Here is a 16,213-nt window from a genome sequence, read left to right as displayed (position 1 = left end):
TGTTCCGCCGGTCTTACGGTCAGATCAGCGCATTGCCGGGGCATGGCCTACTTCACCTGGAAATGCAGGCGTTGGGCTTATGCCAGGGATCTGAGCGGGTCACACCCCTCGATACCCACGTCATACCAACAAAAGCATGCCCAGGATCGTTGATAAGCGTGAGGTGCTTAACGGCAGAGAGTTTGTAGTGCTCTACGGGTCAGGAACCTCTACTGGGTCGTTCTTTTATCGGGAGCTGGTCAAGGGCAGCAGGTCTTACCGCCAGCGGAAGATCCCAAACGTCACCTCAATGGAAGATGCCGTCCAGGCGGCGATAGAGGTGGCGTTCGCAATCCAGGCTGAGGAGCAGGAAACCCCTGACCTCGCCAGTGAGCTTGTCGGAGGCTCCAGAAGCACCAAGAGACAGCTCAGCCACGAGCAGCAGACGGTGACGCGCCAACCACGGCGGCAACTCATCGAGAACGCCGTACGGAGCTTCCTAGAGCAGGAAAAGCGCAGAAGCACTGCAGGACTGATCACGGCCAAAACAATGCAGCAAAAGGGGATCACACTCACGCAACACCTGCTGCCGTACCTGGCGTCCCAGGGCGTCCTGTACACCAACCAGATCCATGCTGGAACGTTTAGGGACTACGAGCTCTTCAGGAGCACAGCAACGCCGCTAAGCAGGAATGTCGAGGTCGGTCACATCAAGGATTTCTGCAAGAACTACTTAGTCAAAAACAGATTGCTTGATGCGGATCTGCTGTTGGACAAAGATTTCCTTTCACGAAGTCGGGTCAAACAAACGGATCGAATGAAAAACCCGGCCATCAACGCCGATGACTGGAAAACAATCGTTGACTATGTGCGGGGTCCATACAGGGACAGCGCGAAACGCCTACAGAACCACCGCATTTACTACTGGCGGACTCTGTTCTGGCACTTCATCTTGTTCATGAAGAACACAGGCATGTCGCCTGAAGAGATTTTGAAGATGCGATGGAAGCAGGTTGAGATTGTTGATGAAGGCAGAACCACCAGCAGCGGAAAACGCGAAGAGTGGCTGGTGTCGTACATCTACACCATTCGGAGCAAGACCAAACAAGCTCGAGAGATTCCGGCGAACCAGGCACGTGAGCTAATTAGGTGGAACCAGTTCCAAGAGGATTACATCGCCTCAAAAGAACTGAAGGTGGCACCAAACAGGGAGACCGTCATTTTCTCAAACCCAAACAATGAACTAAAAGGCTACGGATACTCCAACTTCCAACGCTCATGGAAGGAGGTATTAGACGCTCTCGAATCCAAACTAACTGGCCACCGCTACTCACCACACCCGTACACCATTTACTCGATGCGCTCAACCTTCATCGAAGATCACCTACTGAAGGGGACGCCTGTATATGAAGTAGATGAGATGGCCGGTCATTCCGTCATGGAAACCCAAAAGACGTACGCACGACTGAACCTGCGGAAGAAAGGGCGAGAGCTCACCATGCCCACTCTCGGGAAGCGGGAAAGGCCTGGGGAGAAGAAAGATCTATTCAACAAGTATGCCTGGTGAGATCAAAGCCAGCCAGAGCCTCCTCTATGCCCCCAGAGGGCGCTTCCACTTGATGATGAAGCAAGAGCGAGCAACCACTTAAAATACCTTGGAGAGCCTTCTAGGCAGCTTCTAGCGGTGTCGGGTGTACAAGGAGCAATAGCACACTTATAAGGGTCAAGCGGCTCCTTATACGGCGAGAGGTGTCGGCCTAACACCGGAGTCAAGCGGTCCCTGCCTAATACAGCAGATACATCAGCTATGTATACCGGGAGGCGGTCCGTCACTTAAAGAGAAGAAAAACAGGTGCGTCCCTTATAGACAAGAGCAAACCGGTCCCTGAGGAATACAGGAGAGACCACAGTCCCACCCTAAGACAGGAGGAAAAGTCCCTGCCTTAAACAGAAACGAAGCCGGTCGCCAATTAAAACAGGGACGAAGGCGATCCGTCCCTTATAAGCAGGACATCACACCCTTACAGAGGGCAACCACTGACTTATACAGGACAAACTGCTGCATCAGGCTCAAGACGTTAAAACCACCCGCAATATCTGGAAGGGTACTTGCAAATGAATACCAAACACACCATTTACCAGGACAAGAAACCAGCAGGTGGTGATCACAATCAACAAATAATCCACACGTGTGGAGTTTTCGTATGCCAACACAAATCAACCTAAGCCACTTAATAGCGCCAGTAGATAGCGATGGGACGCCAGACCAACGAATGAGTCCCAGCCTGAACCGAATACTGGCAGAGATTGGAGAACAGACAGCACAAGAACTCCTTAAGTTTGCAGCTGAAACAGCAATCCTCCAGAGAAATGCAGCGTCCGCCGGTCTTCGACTAGCTATCGCTGTCTTCAATGAAGCTAAATACCTGGACAAGCATCACCGCTTCGACAATGACAACCAATACGGATGGCGGTCTAAGCGGTTACGAAAACAGGTTCAGCAAATGGTCGAAGCGGTCGGGTTCAAGCGCAACAACGCGCACAAGCTCGTTGCAACCGCTGATTGGCTGACCAGCAGACATACAGATAAAGAAGAGCAGAAGTGGTTCGACACCCTTACTCCATCTCATATTTATGAGTTGAGTCGAATGTCTGACGAGGGTTTCGCTGCCGTCAAAAAAGAAGTCAGCTACAGAGACTTTCACTTCAGTGCAGGTCAACTGCCTATGTCGGTGAAACGGATGGCAGAGATCAGGCAGGTCTTTCCAAAGTGTATAGAAGTGGTAGAAGAAGACAACAGCAGTCTGGAGACAACCTCCAAACAGCTATCTGCACTCCAAGCAGCAGAGGACACCGATGAACCAAGCACAACGGACCTAATAGAGCAATTTGTTCTGCTGGCGCAAACAATCAACTGGTCATCTATCCAACATGACCATGAGGCGATGGAGTCTCTCAACACGATTGAGTACACCCTGAGCTACATCAGCGAATGCCTAGATCAATGGAAATACGCATCTCACACATACGCATGAACAAAAAGAACCAAGCTTCAAACCAGCTTCCACACATCCGCTACTGGAAGCTTGGGCAGATTTCAGGATCAGCCAAAGAACGCATCGACACTCTGCTGATTTTCGGACAGGCAAAAGACGCCAGGTCAATGGCAGCCGAGTGGATTATCGACATTAAGAAGTGAACACAATGGACAACCACACAACAGCTCCAAACCAACGACTCACACTCATCAGCAAGAACGGTGGCATACACGTTGGATGGGTCGAAGAACCACAAACCTCACCGACTCGAACCGATCCCATTCAACTTGAACTTGAATTCAACCAATCAACAACCGCAAACCATTGATCAGCCAAATGAACAACCAATCACCATCACTACTCTCCCAATTCAACAACCACCAACTTCAACAACTACGAAGAGCACCAACCCTTGAGGAAAAGGACCAGCTGATCACAAGATTTAAGCAGGAGAACGCACAGGCTCAGGAGGTTCAGCGGCAGATGGATGAGGTTCGGAAAAGCTTGGACAGGATTCGGAAGGCGCCATCGAGATTTGGACGGAGCCAGGATCAGCTACGACCAACAATCACAGGCGGAGTACCTGAGCCAATCCCAGGGACAACCTGGGTTTGCCCGTCCCATTTATCGAGGAACAGCTTGTAAAGCACCTTTTCGTTAAGCCCCTTGTTGAGGGTCTCGAATTTGATGGCTTCTTGCTCCGCAATCTTCACTTCAGTCTCAGCGCGAAGAAGTTGCTGCTCAGCGATTTGTTTTTGCTCAATTGCTGAACGATACTCTTCGGCAATCTTTAAGCCAGTTAGATCGAGGCCTTTGACAGATACGTAATCAAACTTCTGGAGCTCTTTAGCGATACTGTCTTCGACAATGGAGGAAATTGTATTCCAGTCAGTCGCTATCTCAACAAGCTCGTACTTAGAGAATACAGACTTCAGGGCCTTAAGTAGAGACGGCTGAATAATTCGAGAGTAAATGCCATCGTCGCCGATTGAAATTGTGCTATAGATCCTTGGCGCTTCCTCTGTCTTAACTGCATATTTAATCGTAGCTGTCGCTTCAATGACCTGTAAGTCCTTTGTGAGCGTTGAAAAGGCCTCAGGCTTCACCTGGGTCCGCACATTAAAGAGATGAGTTGTCTGGATAAAGGGGATTTTAATATTAAGGCCTGGAAGTCTTGGCTGGCTGCTGACCTTCCCGAGGGTAGTGATTACGGCAACTTGACCTGCGGGAACGACAAAGACGGAGCCAAGCAACAGAATTGCCGCTACGAAAATGCCGATAACTGCAAGCGACAGGCCATTTTCAGTATTTCCAGGAGTGATGTTCTGCATTGGCCTTTTGTCTTAACGAGATGATGGCGTCAACGTCACGGAGCCGTGGATGAACGACTCACATTGTTACGGATCGATGTTCTCAGATTTATCTTTGGCTGAATCCCGTTAGATCGTTATCACTTAGTCAAAGAGTGTAAGATCTTTCCCTTAGAATGATGACGTGGACTTGAGCATAGAAGCAAGTTTCATCCGGCGCTCCTCTTCCTCTAAGAAGTCACCCCACATGCCGAGCAGGAAGCTCAAGGTGTTTAAGGCTTGGACTTGTTCCTTAGAACCTGGTGCTGTGTTCTTGAAGTTCATCAGCATCATGTCCGCAACATTCCTCTGCTCTTTGCATCGAGAGTCAATCGTCATGCTCAGCTCTCATGCGAAGTCGCGCTTTTAAGCTCGCTGAAGCTCACTGCCCACAACTCCTCTGTAGTGACTTCACCGTGTTCGTTCAAAAGCTCTGGGTGCACCGTCCGTAAGCCTGTGCGGTCGGCTTGGCGACCCGCGGATGAAGCAGCCGAACCGCCTACAAGGCGCATCATTCGGAAGGCTTGAACCAGCAGAACGACGGCAATTGCTGAGTAAGCGAGAGGGAAGAGAGACCCCAGCATCAGACGCGATCAGCAAGTGTTAAGAAACATTAACCAATGCTTCTGCATGGGCGTGGGCGCGTCTCGGGGAAAATTTCCGAACCCACTTCACGTACCCACAAGGACTCCAGTTACCCCATAGGGGGTGTCGGTTTGCTGGCATAAGTTGGCGGCACCACTACAGCTGGTGCCAGCGTTAGCCAGTCACTGGGCGACCTTCCAATGAACCCAGCCATGCTCACCCGCTTGGACCAGCTGGAGCAGGAATGGCAGCAGCGTCTGCTGATGCAACCCAGCAGCACTCAGGCAGACAAAAAAAGAAGGGGTGTTGAAGACCCCTTCACCCTCCCGAAGTCCGACCCAAGGTCGTGAGGAGATGATACGGCAGCCGTTCCAGCGGTGATGTGCCGTTTGTAGCCAGCTGAACTTTTTGTGTGGGTCTGAGGACCGCCGCAGGACGGGTTGAGGCAGCTGGTGAGGTGTGCATACCAGCAGCGCCTCCAATCCATACCAACGGGCGCTCAAATGCCGCTCAGCGCCTGAGATGCGGCTACTTGCTCAGGGAAATGATGAGCGCACTGCCCTATGGCAAGTGCTATCCGCCGCAATCGCATCCGCAAGCGCCGGTCGGATGACAAGGCTCGTTGTTTGGATGCCCTGAAGCACAGGCTTCCGAGCAGTAGCTGAGGCCGTTGCGCTGAACACCTCCAACCTCAGGCACCTCGCATTTGCATTTGGGGCAAGCGCACTTCGTCAGAACGACAGGCATACCAACTAAGCGATTACCCCTGGCTTAGGCCTGTCGGGGATGAATTGCAAGGGTTGGTCGCGCAGCCTCTAGGACAAGCGAGGCGGTAAGAACCTGCTCAAGCTCGTGGACTGCGCACCGAAGCAGTCATGGCCGACCTCAATCCTGAAGAGCATCGGTAGTTGTGCTCAGGATTCTTTTATTTCCGCGGCAAGAGCGGTCGCATCAGAGAACACGAGGCAACCAGCTCACCACTCTCCAACCGGTCGCCTGATCGGCTTGGGCAGTAAGCAGGCACGGTTCCTGGTGGAGCTTGTTTCACTGCGCCTGATGACCTCCTCTGCGTTCCACAGTCCTTGGACGGTTTGGCAGTGACCCTGGGAGTCGCAGACCCTGAAGCAGTTGCCGTCCAAAGCATCAATCGTTGAACCCTTCGCCGTGTGCGCGATGCGTGTGAATGGCATCAGTGCCAGGCAGCTACCCCTGCGTAACAGCGCCAGAGGCCAAGCACCAGGAGCCTCCAGAGCGACACCTCTCCACCGTCACTGAGACCTGCTGCAGCGGAGCTGGTGTGGGAAGACCTAACAAGAATCAAACGATTTCAGCTGGCGACCAGCTGCCAACCGCGATCTGTTTCACGCAACCGGACCATGCCATGTTTGAAGCAGTGAGGGATCAGGCCAAAAACAGTCGGCATACCAACCACATACCAACTGTTTTCAGCCGAACCTAAATTCCTCAAACTCCTTCCAGTCACTACGCTTATTGCGGAGTATTTCAATAATGGCCTACTTCACCTGGAAGGAAACGGGGCTCACGGGCGACTGCGCCAGCCTCGAGGCGATGGCAGCCCGCTTTGAAGAAGCCGCCGCCCTGATGCGGCGCATGGCCGCCGAGGGGTTTGTGCTCGAGCGCCATAGCGATGGTCAACACATCACCCACAGCGATGCCGGCGTCTTTGCCGCCTATGGCTTCATCGATGAACAGTCCCCGGTGCGGCAACTGAACCTGATCGACCCGGACTAAGCGCTCAGCCCGCGCGGCGCAGATAACCAATCAGCCAGACCAGGACGAAGGCCAGCGCCGAAATCCCCAGATAGATCAAGGTCCAGCGCTGCAGGTCCTCAATGCTCAGACCATTGAGCAGACCATCCGCTGCATCACCAGCAGTGGCGTAAGCGAACGGGGCGAACAACAGCACGGGCACGCGGCGATGCAAGATCGCGCAAGTCTCTCGTCTCCGCGGCGGCCATGGCCAGCACCAACTTCCCCCGCACCCTGATGCTCCTGGGCAGCGGTGAATTGGGCAAGGAGGTCGCCATCGCGGCCCAGCGCCTGGGGTGCCGGGTGATCGCGGTGGATCGCTACGCCGGAGCTCCGGCCATGCAGGTCGCGGACGTAGCCGAGGTCGTGCCGATGACCGACCCAGAGGCCCTCAAGGCAGTGGTGCGCCAGCACCAGCCGGACGTCTTGATCCCTGAAATTGAAGCCCTCGCCGTCGATGCCCTGGCGGAGCTGGAGGCGGAAGGCACCACCGTGATTCCCACGGCCCGGGCCACGGCCGTGACCATGAACCGGGACCGCATCCGCGACCTCGCCGCCACAGATCTCGGGCTGCGCACCGCCAAGTTCGCCTACGCGAGCAGCGCGGAGGAATTGGCCCAGGCCGCCGCTCCCCTGGGTTGGCCCGTGGTGGTGAAACCCGTGATGAGCTCCTCGGGCAAGGGGCAGAGCGTGGTGGACGGGCCGGAGGGCATTGCCGCCGCTTGGGAGGCCGCCATGGCTGGAGCCCGAGGCAGCGGAGCCCGGGTGATCGTCGAGGAGTTCCTGCACTTTGAGCAGGAGATCACCCTCCTGACCGTCAAACAGTGGAACGGGCCAACGTTGTTCTGCCCGCCCATCGGTCACATCCAAGAGCGGGGTGATTACCAGTGCAGCTGGCAACCCGCCCAACTGGAGTGGGAGCAGCTGGCCGCCGCACAAACCATGGCTCGCGAGGTCACGGACAACCTCGGCGGCGCCGGGATCTTTGGCGTGGAGTTTTTCGTCTGCCGCCGCCCCGATGGCAGCAGTGAAGTGGTCTTCTCCGAGCTCTCGCCACGGCCCCATGACACCGGCCTGGTCACCCTGGCGGGGCAGAACCTGAGTGAGTTCGAGCTGCACCTCCGGGCCGTCCTGGGGCTGCCCATCCCCGAGATCCGCTCCGAGGGAGCGGCCGCGAGTCGCGTGATCCTGGCCGAGCGCCAAAGCGAGAGCGTGGCGTTCAGCGGCCTGGAGGAGGCCCTGGCCGAAACCGATGTGCAGGTGCTCCTCTTCGGCAAACCCGACGCCCGCCCCTACCGGCGGCTGGGGGTCGCCCTGGCCCGCGGCGCCGACCTGGACGACGCCCGCCAAAAAGCGGATCAGGCCGCCGGCAAGATCCAGGTGATCTAGAGACCCAAACCCCTCTAGCCCCAAGGGATAACGGGCGGTAGCTTGCGCTCATCTGAGAGCGTTATGTCCCCCGCCCAACCCAAGCGCCAGCCGCGCAATCCGCAACGGGACCCCAGGCGGGGGAAAGCGGATCTCCAACCTGCTGAACGCCGCGGCCGCCGCGACAACGTGACGCCGCTGGATCGTCGGCGCCCAACCGCGACACCGGCCAAGCCAACGGCCCAACCCGTCAAGCGCCGCCAGGGGCTGCCCCGCCTGCCCCTCTTCGTGGCTGGCTTGGGCCTCGGCTACGCACTCCACGGCCTGCCGGCCCTGGTGATGGGGGCCTTTGATCAACCCAAGCAACTGATCGGCGCGCTGGTGGCCCCGGTGGCCTCCGGCGAGCGCCGCATCGTCGTGCTGGGGACCGACGACGTCAGCACGAACACCGACGTGATGCTGACGATGCACCTCGACGAGGGCCGCACCAAGCTCACCCAGGTCCCCAGGGACACCTTCATCGACTCCGAGCGCTACGGCGTGATGAAGGCCAACGCCCTCTACAGCAGCGGCGGTCCCGAGATGGTCAAGGCGGAGCTCAGCAAGCTGCTCTCGGCCAAGGTCGACCGCTATCTCGTCCTGAACCTCAACGCCGTGCAGCGTCTCGCCGACGCCATCGGCGGCGTCGAGGTCGACGTCCCCAAACGCATGGCCTACGTCGACAACAGCCAAAGGCTCTACATCGACCTCTACCCCGGACGGCAACTGCTCAAAGGGGAGGCCCTCGAAGGGTTCCTGCGCTTCCGCCACGACCAGCTGGGGGACATCGGCCGCATGGAACGGCAGAAACTCGTCTTGGCTGAGGTCTTCCGCAAACTGGCCAACCCGGTCATGGCGACGCGACTACCCGAGTTGATGGAGATCGCCGGCAAGGACATGCGCACGGATCTCTCCCCCATCGACATGGGCAAGCTGATCACGGCGATGGCCACCACCAAACTCGCCTCCAGCCGCGTCGAAGGGGTTCCCTTCTGGCACCAGGACATCAGCTACTGGATGCCCGACAGCAACCCCAATCGCCAGAGCTACCTGAGCCAAGACCCCGACGCGCTGCAGCCCTAGCGCGTCAGGAAGCGGTAGTGATCCAAGCCCTCCAACACGCCCCAGGCTTGGGGCCTGGAGGCGAAGAAGACCTTCGGACGCCGGCGCAGCTGGTCAAGGGAGTGGTCGTGCTCCGCTGCCACCAGACCGAGGGAGCTGCCGTTCAACAGTTCCGCATCCCCCTGCTGGGCGGCCACCACCAGGACTTGATCCAGGGGTAAGCCCCAGTTCAAGCAGAGGTGGCGAATGGCATCAGCCTTGGACGCCCGCATCGGCAGCACGTCCAAGAACCAGTGATGGAAGAGGTGGGCCCGGGCCTCCAAGCGATGCTGGCGCAGCCGTTGCCGCACCATTTCCAGGACACCAGCGGTGGGCGCCTCCAGGGTGTAGCTGACTTTGCAACTGCCCTGGTTCATGGCCGGCTGCAGGGTCAGGCGGGGGCTGAGGCCCTCGAGCACCTGCTCCACCTTCTGCCGCTGCCATCCCTGGGCAATGTGTTGCTGCCAACTGGGATCCGGCCGGCCCTCGGGACCGAAACGCAGGTCCGCCCCGGCCTCCAAGATCCAAACCTGGGGCTCGGGCAGATGCAGCTCAGCAAAGCGCAGCCGGGCAGAGGCGAAGTTGCGGCCGCTCAACATGCCAATGCCGCAGTTGGGATCGGCAGCGAGGCGGCGGCGGAGATCCTCCAGACCCGCTGGCTGCGCCGATTGCAGGCAGACATCGAGGTCGAGCAAGAGCAGCCGTTGCACCGGCGGGGCTTGCACGGGGGCCACGGCCGTCCGCTCAGGACGACGCCAGGCGCTGCAACGGCGCTCCGCTTCCCCGAGGTAGCTGCAGACGTGGGCGTCCCAGCTGTAATTCCGGCTGATCGCCTCGATGCCGTTGTCGCGCCAGCGGCGCCAACGCTCCAGATCCGCACCGGCCTCCTCCAGGGCCTGCTGAAGCACATCCAAATCGGTGACGTCGGCCAACTGGCCGTTGGAGCAACGCTGAAGGATGTCCCGCGGTCCACCGTCGTCGGTGCTCACCAAGGGCAAGCCACAGGCGGCCGCCTCCAACAGGGTCAAGCCAAAGGGCTCGGTCAGGGCCGGATTGACGAAAATCCCGCAACGCTGGGCTGCCCAGCGGTAGATGGCCGGAATCTGCTCGCCCCGATGCTGCTTGGGATAGGCGACCTTGCCGTAGAGATCGAAGCGATCGACGAGTTCAAAGATCTGCTGGAACTGGTCCCGCTGCTGCTTCTCCATGGAGCGGGGATCCTCCCGGCAGCCGAGCACCAGCACCAGGTTGTGGCGCTCCTGCAAGAGAGCCGAGCGCCCGTAGGCCTCGACTAGGGCGGGGACGTTCTTGCGCCGCACCGCCCGGCAGATCGTGAGCAGCGGTGATTTGTTCGGTTCCCGCAGGAAGGGCTCCATCAGAGCCTCCACATCCGAGGCCTCACCGGGCATCGCCACGGGATGGAACCGCTGGGCGTCCACGCCCGGGGGCACCACCGCGGCCTGCTCCGCCTCAAAGCGGTTGTAGCGGGCGTACTGCTGCTGGGCCTCCTGTTGCGTGCTCGTGATCACCAGGGCCGATTGGGCCAAGGCCCGCTCCTCGGCATCGATGCGGCGGCCGATGGCGTAGGTCTGCTCAATCTGCTCATGGGTCAACCCACCCTCGAGCAGGCGCCGCTGTTTCTCGCGGCCCAGGGAATGGCCGGTGAACACCAAGGGGATCCCAAGCCGTTGGGAGACCAGCGCCCCCACATAGCCGGCATCGGCGTAGTGGGCATGGATCCAATTCGGTCGCTGCGGCTGGGCCGCAATGTGCGCCGTGACGGCATCAGCCATCTCATCGAGATAGGGCCAGAGCAATTCCTTGCGCAGATAGCGCCGCGGACCGCAGGGCAGACGCACGATGTTGGCCCCGCCGCCCAGCGGCTCATGGGCCTGGGCGTAGTCGGGGGAGACCCGCTTGTCCTGAATCAACCGGGTGACGACGTCGACGCGATCCACCTCGGGGCGAGCCGCGAGTCCCTTCGCCAGCTCCAGCACGTAGGTGGTCTGTCCACCGGTATCCGCATCGCGCCCAAGCTCCAAGCCATGGCCGCGAAACAGGCCATGCAGATGGAGATGCAGCAGGTAGTAGCCCATTCGCCTCCTCGGCGATTAGCTCACCTTTAGCCGTGGTTCCAGAGCTGAAATCGAAAGAGAAGGGAAAGATCAGATCGAACCTGCGGCAGCATTTTTGCTGACTTAGTGCTTCCCCACTAGCTTTTGGCGCAGACCTTTGATGCGATCGCGCAGGTTGGCGGCCTCTTCAAAGTCAAGATTTTTGGCCGCTGATTTCATCTTGTCCTCGAGTTGTTGAATCAACTCCGGCAGGGAATCCAACGGCACATCGTTGTGCTCGGCCTGCTCCGTGGCCTGCTCCAACTGCTCGTCATTGAGGCGCCGCGACATCTCCAAGAAGGCCAGGATCGAATTGCTTCCCCGCTTGCCGGCCGGGCTCGGCGTGATGCCGTGCTTCTCGTTGTAGGTCTGCTGAATGGCCCGCCGGCGCTCGGTTTCCGAGATGGCCTTGGCCATGGAATCGGTCAGGTTGTCGGCGTAGAGCAGCGCCACCCCTTCCACGTGCCGCGCCGCCCGGCCGATGGTCTGAATCAAGGAACGCTCAGCCCGCAGGAAGCCCTCCTTGTCCGCATCCAGGATCGCCACTAAGGAAACCTCAGGCAGGTCCAGGCCCTCCCGCAGCAGGTTCACACCCACCAGGACGTCGTACTCGCCGTTGCGCAGGTCCTGGATGATCTCGATCCGCTCGATCGAGTGGATCTCCGAGTGGAGATAGCGAACCCGGACGCCGTTCTCAGCGAGGTAGTCGGTCAGGTCTTCCGCCATCCGCTTGGTCAGGGTCGTGACCAGGACCCGCTCCTTCTTCTCCGCCCGAAGGCGAATTTCACCAAGCAGGTCATCGACCTGGCCATCGGTCGGCCGCACCTCGACGATGGGATCGAGGACTCCGGTGGGACGGATGACCTGCTCGACCACTTCGGAGTCGCTCTGCTTGAGCTCCCAGTGCCCCGGGGTGGCGCTCACGAAGATGCTCTGGCGAGCCTTCTCCCAGAACTCGTCGCCCTTGAGCGGGCGGTTGTCCGCGGCGCTGGGCAGCCGGAAGCCGTGCTCAATCAGCACGCCCTTGCGGGCTTGGTCGCCGTTGTACATCGCCTGCAGCTGGGAGCAGGTGACGTGGGACTCGTCCACCACCAGCAACCAGTCCTCGGGGAAATAGTCGATCAGACATTCCGGCGGGGTCCCCGCCTCCCGGCCGGCGAGATGGCGCGCATAGTTCTCAACGCCGTTGCAGTAACCGACCTGCTCGAGCATCTCGAGGTCGTAGGTGGTGCGCTGCTCCAGACGTTGCGCCTCAAGCAACTTGCCCTGCTCATTGAGGACATCGAGGCGCTCCCGCAGTTCCGAGCGAATGGCCTTGATCGCGTCCTCCAGGCGCTCCTTGGGGGTCACGAAGTGCTTGGCCGGATAGATGCTGATGGACTCCAGGCTCTGGAGGATTTCACCGGTGGTGGGGTCCACGTAGCGGATGGCCTCGACCTCATCGCCGAAGAGCTCGATCCGCACCAGACGGTCTTCATAGGCGGGCCCGATCTCGAGCACATCACCCCGCACCCGGAAGCGTCCGCGGGAGATCTCGAGGTCGTTGCGGGAGTACTGGTTGTTGACCAACTCCCGCAGGGAGCCGCGCAGGTTGAGGGTTTCTCCCACCTCAAATTTGACGGCGGCCTTGAGGTATTCACTCGGAATCCCCAGGCCGTAAATACAACTGATGGAGGCGACGACGATCACATCGCGGCGCTCAAAGAGTGAGCGGGTCGCGGAGTGCCGCAACATGTCGATCTCTTCGTTGATCGACGCCGTCTTGGCGATGTAGGTATCGGAGACGGGCACATACGCCTCCGGTTGGTAGTAGTCGTAGTACGAGATGAAGTACTCAACGGCGTTCTTCGGAAAGAACTCCCGGAGCTCATTACAGAGCTGGGCCGCCAGGGTTTTGTTGTGAGCCAAGACCAAAGCCGGCCGGCCGGTCTTGGCAATGACGTTGGCGATGGTGAAGGTCTTACCGGTTCCCGTCGCACCCAGCAGGGTCTGATAGCGCTCACCCGATTCCACGCCAGCCACGAGCGCCTTGATCGCCTCGGGCTGATCCCCTTTGGGCTCGTAGGGAGCGTGGATTTCAAACGGGTTAGGCATCGGGCCATTCTCGGACAACCGCCCAGGCGGCGTGGATGCCCCGACGACAAAAAACCCATGCCCCGCAGGGCATGGGTCAGATCAAACGCGATGCAGCGCTGAATCTCAGACGGCGGCCTGAACGGCGGACCCCAGGGCTTCGCGCAGGCCGCGAACCACGGCGACCATGGCCAGCTCATCGTTGAGCTTGTTGACGGCGGAGCCCACCCCCACGCCAGCGGCACCGGAGGCGATCGCCATCGGCACGGTGACGGAGGAGAGGCCCGACGCGCAGAGCACGGGCACAGCCACGGCGCGGCTGATGCTGTGGGCAGCGGCCAGGGTGGGGGCGGCCTTCTCGATCAGGCCGAGGCTGCCGGCGCTGAAGGGCTTGGCACTGGTGCCACCCTCGGTCTGGATGATGTCGGCGCCAGCGGCCACGAGATCAGCGGCAAGCTGCTCCTGCTGGTCCAGGGGCAGCACGTGGGGGACGGTCGCGCTCAGGACCACCTCAGGCAGCAGTTCGCGGGTGCGGCGGGTGATGGAGAGCACCTCAGCGGCATCAAAGATGCGGCCCAGGGGGTAGAAGGCGTCGTAGTTACCGATCTCGACCATGGCGGCACCGGCGGCCACCGCGGCGGGGAACAGCTCAGGATCGACGGCGCTCACGCAGATGGGCAGACCCGAGACGGAAGCGGCCAGCTGCACCAGCTCGGCGTCGCAAGCCAAGTCGATCAGATCAGCACCACCGAGGCCGGCTGCGCGGCTGATGCGCTCAACGCTGGCGGCGTCAAAGTTGGTGAGGCCAGCAATCACCTTGAGAGCACGCTTCTCGGCCAGGGCCGTGCGAAGGGAAGCGGGCAGCCGATCGAGGCGGGACATGCCAGTACAGATGGAGTTTTGCGATTCTCACACGCTGGGCCAGGGCGATTCAGGCTGGGGTGATGGCTGAACGCTGGAGCGACCTGCATCGGCGGCTGCACCAGCAGTTGCTGCAGCAGAGCGATCTGCTGCCCGATGGGGAGCCCCTGCTGCTGGCGGTCTCCGGCGGCCAGGACTCCATGGCCCTGGTGGGACTCTTGAGCGACCTCAGGCGGCTCCACCACTGGCCGCTGCAGCTCTGGCATGGCAACCACGGCTGGCGCCCCGAAGCCGAGCAGCAGGCCCGCGAACTCCAGGCCTGGGCCCAGGAGCAGGATCTACCGATCGCAATCGACCACTGGAGCACCCCCCAGGCAGATGAAGCCTCGGCCCGCGCCTGGCGCTACGGGCAGCTCGAGGCCCTGGCCCAACGGCTGGGATGCCGCAGGGTGGTGACCGGCCACACCGCAAGCGACCGCAGCGAGACTGTCCTGCTCCAACTCGCCCGGGGCAGCCATCGCCGCGGCCTCACCAGCCTCAGGCCGAGGCGCACCCTCAGCGGCACGATCGAGCTGGTGCGTCCCCTGCTGGCGTTCTGCCGCAGCGACACCGCCCAGCTGTGCCAGGAGCTCGGCTTACCGATTTGGCTGGACCCCAGCAACAGCGATCCGCGCTTCAGCCGCAATCGGGTGCGCCATGAGGTCCTGCCGGTGCTGGAGGCGCTGCACCCCGGCGCGAGCACGCGCATCAGCCAACTCAGCGAACGGCTGAGCCAAGAAGCGGAGGGGCAAGCCCAGTTGGAGGAACTCGCCTTAGCCAGCCTCGAGCGTTCCGCCCCCCAAGCGAAGCGGGCCTTGCACCGCCGGTCCTTCACAGGGCTCGCCCACAGCAACCAACGGCGGCTCCTGCATCGCTGGCTGGACGTTCAGGGCATCAGCCTGGGCAACGCGGAGCAGTTGGAGCAGCTGCTGCATCGCCTCAAGCCCGAATGTGGACCAGGCCAATGGGACCTCAGCCGCGGGCGCTGCCTGCGCTGGGACCGCGAGCTGATCTGGCTGGAGCCCGAGGGAAGTGCGGCCAGTTCGCGCAAAGCGACCTAAACCTGGGCAGGAGCAGCGCAATGCCATGAGCAGCGCCAGCGAAGGTCGCTACGGAGCCATCGAACGGGCCTACGGAGAAGGGCGGTTCAGCGACGCGCTCGAACAGACCGAGGCGCTGCTGACGGAACTCCAAGGGCCGGAGGCCACAGCAGAAACCCAGGCCGTCCTGGGCCGACTGCAACTGCTCACCGGCCACATCCATCTCTATGGACTGGGACAACCCGACGAGGCCCTGGCCTACTACCAAGCCGTGGCCCGCAGCGCCGCGCCCACAACCCTGGTGGATCTGGCCCAAGCCGGTCTGAAGCGGTGTGAGGAGCAACCAGCCGCGAGCGCCGCCCCAGCCGCCAACAGCGAGGACTCCAGCCCTGTCAGGCCCGAGGGGCTCGACCTGCCCGCCACCCCTTGGCTGAGCCAGCTCAGCGAACCCCAGGAGGCTCTCACCGCTCTTCAGGCAGCTTGGCGCGAGGTGCCCGCCAGCCCGCCAGCGGCCACGCCGCTCCCTGGTGAAGGCACGCCGGCCACCCCCTGGGGGACAGTCACAGCAGCAGACGAGGCCAGCAGCGCCTCAGAAGCGGAGACACCTGCAGACCATTCCATTACCGAAGGGCCTGACGAGGACACCTCAGAAACGAAACAGGAGCCAGCACTCCCCGCTGAGGTGGAGCTGGTCGACGAGCAGGACTCCAGCAGCCCCGGTCCCGACTACAGCCTGGGCAACCTCGTGGTGGAACTGGCCCCAAGCCCTGACAAGCCGCCAAGCGAAAACCGCCCCCAGCAGCCCCAGGAGCGGGGCCAAAGCTGGAGACGGTTGTTCAAGCTGAAGCGGCCCTAAA

16 protein-coding genes are annotated in these 16,213 nt (G+C 60.4%); 8 read left to right on the top strand and 8 right to left on the bottom strand.

The window, feature by feature from the left end; genetic code table 11:
• The first annotated feature begins 136 nt into the window (after window positions 1-136).
• From H0O22_RS10685 to H0O22_RS10675, 3 genes are all read left to right on the top strand, one after another.
• The gene (locus H0O22_RS10685; RefSeq protein ID WP_185186636.1) at window positions 137-1,546 is read left to right on the top strand and encodes a tyrosine-type recombinase/integrase; all 1,410 of its coding nucleotides are present in this window, start codon (window positions 137-139) and stop codon (window positions 1,544-1,546) included.
• A 706-nt stretch (window positions 1,547-2,252) separates the two neighbouring features.
• Window positions 2,253-3,014 (top strand): hypothetical protein, encoded by a 762-nt coding sequence (locus H0O22_RS10680; RefSeq protein ID WP_185186635.1) that lies wholly within the window; start codon window positions 2,253-2,255, stop codon window positions 3,012-3,014.
• Complete coding sequence (locus H0O22_RS10675; RefSeq protein WP_185186634.1) at window positions 3,011-3,178, top strand: hypothetical protein; 168 nt, start codon at window positions 3,011-3,013, stop codon at window positions 3,176-3,178. The genes H0O22_RS10680 and H0O22_RS10675 overlap by 4 nt, the downstream gene beginning before the upstream one ends.
• Before the next feature lie 390 nt (window positions 3,179-3,568).
• Here the strand turns inward: H0O22_RS10675 and H0O22_RS10670 are convergent, their stop codons facing one another.
• The 4 genes from H0O22_RS10670 to H0O22_RS10655 all read right to left on the bottom strand — a co-directional run bounded on the left by H0O22_RS10670 (window position 3,569) and on the right by H0O22_RS10655 (window position 5,698).
• The gene (locus H0O22_RS10670; protein WP_185186633.1) at window positions 3,569-4,348 is read right to left on the bottom strand and encodes a prohibitin family protein; all 780 of its coding nucleotides are present in this window, start codon (window positions 4,346-4,348) and stop codon (window positions 3,569-3,571) included.
• A gap of 150 nt (window positions 4,349-4,498) precedes the next feature.
• Complete coding sequence (locus H0O22_RS10665) at window positions 4,499-4,705, bottom strand: hypothetical protein (RefSeq protein ID WP_185186632.1); 207 nt, start codon at window positions 4,703-4,705, stop codon at window positions 4,499-4,501.
• Window positions 4,706-4,707: 2 nt separating this feature from the next.
• Complete coding sequence (locus H0O22_RS10660; protein ID WP_370521520.1) at window positions 4,708-4,878, bottom strand: DUF2973 domain-containing protein; 171 nt, start codon at window positions 4,876-4,878, stop codon at window positions 4,708-4,710.
• Window positions 4,879-5,524: 646 nt separating this feature from the next.
• On the bottom strand, window positions 5,525-5,698 hold the full coding sequence (locus tag H0O22_RS10655) for a conjugal transfer protein TrbI (protein WP_185186630.1): 174 nt from the start codon (window positions 5,696-5,698) through the stop codon (window positions 5,525-5,527).
• Window positions 5,699-6,460: 762 nt separating this feature from the next.
• Between H0O22_RS10655 and H0O22_RS10650 the strand changes: the two genes are divergently transcribed.
• Window positions 6,461-6,703 carry a hypothetical protein gene (locus H0O22_RS10650; protein ID WP_185186629.1) on the top strand — a complete coding sequence of 81 codons (243 nt, stop codon included), beginning with the start codon at window positions 6,461-6,463 and terminating at the stop codon, window positions 6,701-6,703.
• Between the two features lie 4 nt (window positions 6,704-6,707).
• Here H0O22_RS10650 and H0O22_RS10645 read toward each other — a convergent pair whose 3' ends face one another.
• Entirely contained in the window at window positions 6,708-6,884 is a 177-nt protein-coding gene (locus tag H0O22_RS10645; RefSeq protein ID WP_185186628.1) for a cytochrome B6, read from the bottom strand.
• Window positions 6,885-6,928: 44 nt separating this feature from the next.
• Between H0O22_RS10645 and purT the strand changes: the two genes are divergently transcribed.
• Both purT and H0O22_RS10635 read left to right on the top strand, forming a co-directional pair.
• Window positions 6,929-8,110, top strand: coding sequence for a formate-dependent phosphoribosylglycinamide formyltransferase (gene purT, locus H0O22_RS10640; protein WP_185186627.1), 1,182 nt, complete (start codon window positions 6,929-6,931; stop codon window positions 8,108-8,110).
• A gap of 63 nt (window positions 8,111-8,173) precedes the next feature.
• Complete coding sequence (locus tag H0O22_RS10635; RefSeq protein WP_185186626.1) at window positions 8,174-9,211, top strand: LCP family protein; 1,038 nt, start codon at window positions 8,174-8,176, stop codon at window positions 9,209-9,211.
• Here H0O22_RS10635 and H0O22_RS10630 read toward each other — a convergent pair.
• From H0O22_RS10630 to H0O22_RS10620, 3 genes are all read right to left on the bottom strand, one after another.
• Window positions 9,208-11,325: an HAD family hydrolase gene (locus H0O22_RS10630; protein WP_185186625.1), complete on the bottom strand. Its 2,118-nt coding sequence runs from the start codon at window positions 11,323-11,325 to the stop codon at window positions 9,208-9,210. The two genes, H0O22_RS10635 and H0O22_RS10630, sit on opposite strands and share 4 nt — an antisense overlap.
• Before the next feature lie 102 nt (window positions 11,326-11,427).
• Window positions 11,428-13,437, bottom strand: a complete 2,010-nt coding sequence (gene uvrB / locus H0O22_RS10625) for an excinuclease ABC subunit UvrB (RefSeq protein ID WP_185186624.1) — start codon at window positions 13,435-13,437, stop codon at window positions 11,428-11,430.
• 105 nt (window positions 13,438-13,542) lie between these two features.
• Entirely contained in the window at window positions 13,543-14,298 is a 756-nt protein-coding gene (locus H0O22_RS10620; protein WP_185186623.1) for a DUF561 domain-containing protein, read from the bottom strand.
• 62 nt (window positions 14,299-14,360) lie between these two features.
• Between H0O22_RS10620 and tilS the strand changes: the two genes are divergently transcribed.
• Window positions 14,361-15,377 carry a tRNA lysidine(34) synthetase TilS gene (gene tilS / locus H0O22_RS10615; RefSeq protein ID WP_185186622.1) on the top strand — a complete coding sequence of 339 codons (1,017 nt, stop codon included), beginning with the start codon at window positions 14,361-14,363 and terminating at the stop codon, window positions 15,375-15,377.
• A 25-nt stretch (window positions 15,378-15,402) separates the two neighbouring features.
• Entirely contained in the window at window positions 15,403-16,212 is an 810-nt protein-coding gene (locus H0O22_RS10610; RefSeq protein WP_185186621.1) for a hypothetical protein, read from the top strand.
• Window position 16,213: the final 1 nt, after the last annotated feature.

The sequence above is a fragment of the Synechococcus sp. LTW-R genome (genome assembly GCF_014217875.1).
Lineage (GTDB): Bacteria > Cyanobacteriota > Cyanobacteriia > PCC-6307 > Cyanobiaceae > Vulcanococcus.
Note: the sequence above shows the minus strand (reverse complement) of the source record. Positions and strands in the feature narration are given on the sequence as shown.

Bases quoted from the DNA above. Each gene is read 5' to 3' on its own strand.
- H0O22_RS10680 (WP_185186635.1), top strand. From the start codon at position 2,253: ATGAGTCCCAGCCTGAACCGAATACTGGCAGAGATTGGAGAACAGACA.
- H0O22_RS10655 (WP_185186630.1), bottom strand. From the start codon at position 5,698: ATGCCTGTCGTTCTGACGAAGTGCGCTTGCCCCAAATGCAAATGCGAG.
- H0O22_RS10660 (WP_370521520.1), bottom strand. From the start codon at position 4,878: ATGCGCCTTGTAGGCGGTTCGGCTGCTTCATCCGCGGGTCGCCAAGCC.
- H0O22_RS10630 (WP_185186625.1), bottom strand. From the start codon at position 11,325: ATGGGCTACTACCTGCTGCATCTCCATCTGCATGGCCTGTTTCGCGGC.
- H0O22_RS10685 (WP_185186636.1), top strand. From the start codon at position 137: ATGCCCAGGATCGTTGATAAGCGTGAGGTGCTTAACGGCAGAGAGTTT.
- H0O22_RS10665 (WP_185186632.1), bottom strand. From the start codon at position 4,705: ATGACGATTGACTCTCGATGCAAAGAGCAGAGGAATGTTGCGGACATG.
- H0O22_RS10620 (WP_185186623.1), bottom strand. From the start codon at position 14,298: ATGTCCCGCCTCGATCGGCTGCCCGCTTCCCTTCGCACGGCCCTGGCC.
- H0O22_RS10670 (WP_185186633.1), bottom strand. From the start codon at position 4,348: ATGCAGAACATCACTCCTGGAAATACTGAAAATGGCCTGTCGCTTGCA.
- uvrB (WP_185186624.1), bottom strand. From the start codon at position 13,437: ATGCCTAACCCGTTTGAAATCCACGCTCCCTACGAGCCCAAAGGGGAT.
- H0O22_RS10610 (WP_185186621.1), top strand. From the start codon at position 15,403: ATGAGCAGCGCCAGCGAAGGTCGCTACGGAGCCATCGAACGGGCCTAC.
- purT (WP_185186627.1), top strand. From the start codon at position 6,929: ATGGCCAGCACCAACTTCCCCCGCACCCTGATGCTCCTGGGCAGCGGT.
- H0O22_RS10635 (WP_185186626.1), top strand. From the start codon at position 8,174: ATGTCCCCCGCCCAACCCAAGCGCCAGCCGCGCAATCCGCAACGGGAC.
- H0O22_RS10675 (WP_185186634.1), top strand. From the start codon at position 3,011: ATGAACAAAAAGAACCAAGCTTCAAACCAGCTTCCACACATCCGCTAC.
- tilS (WP_185186622.1), top strand. From the start codon at position 14,361: ATGGCTGAACGCTGGAGCGACCTGCATCGGCGGCTGCACCAGCAGTTG.
- H0O22_RS10650 (WP_185186629.1), top strand. From the start codon at position 6,461: ATGGCCTACTTCACCTGGAAGGAAACGGGGCTCACGGGCGACTGCGCC.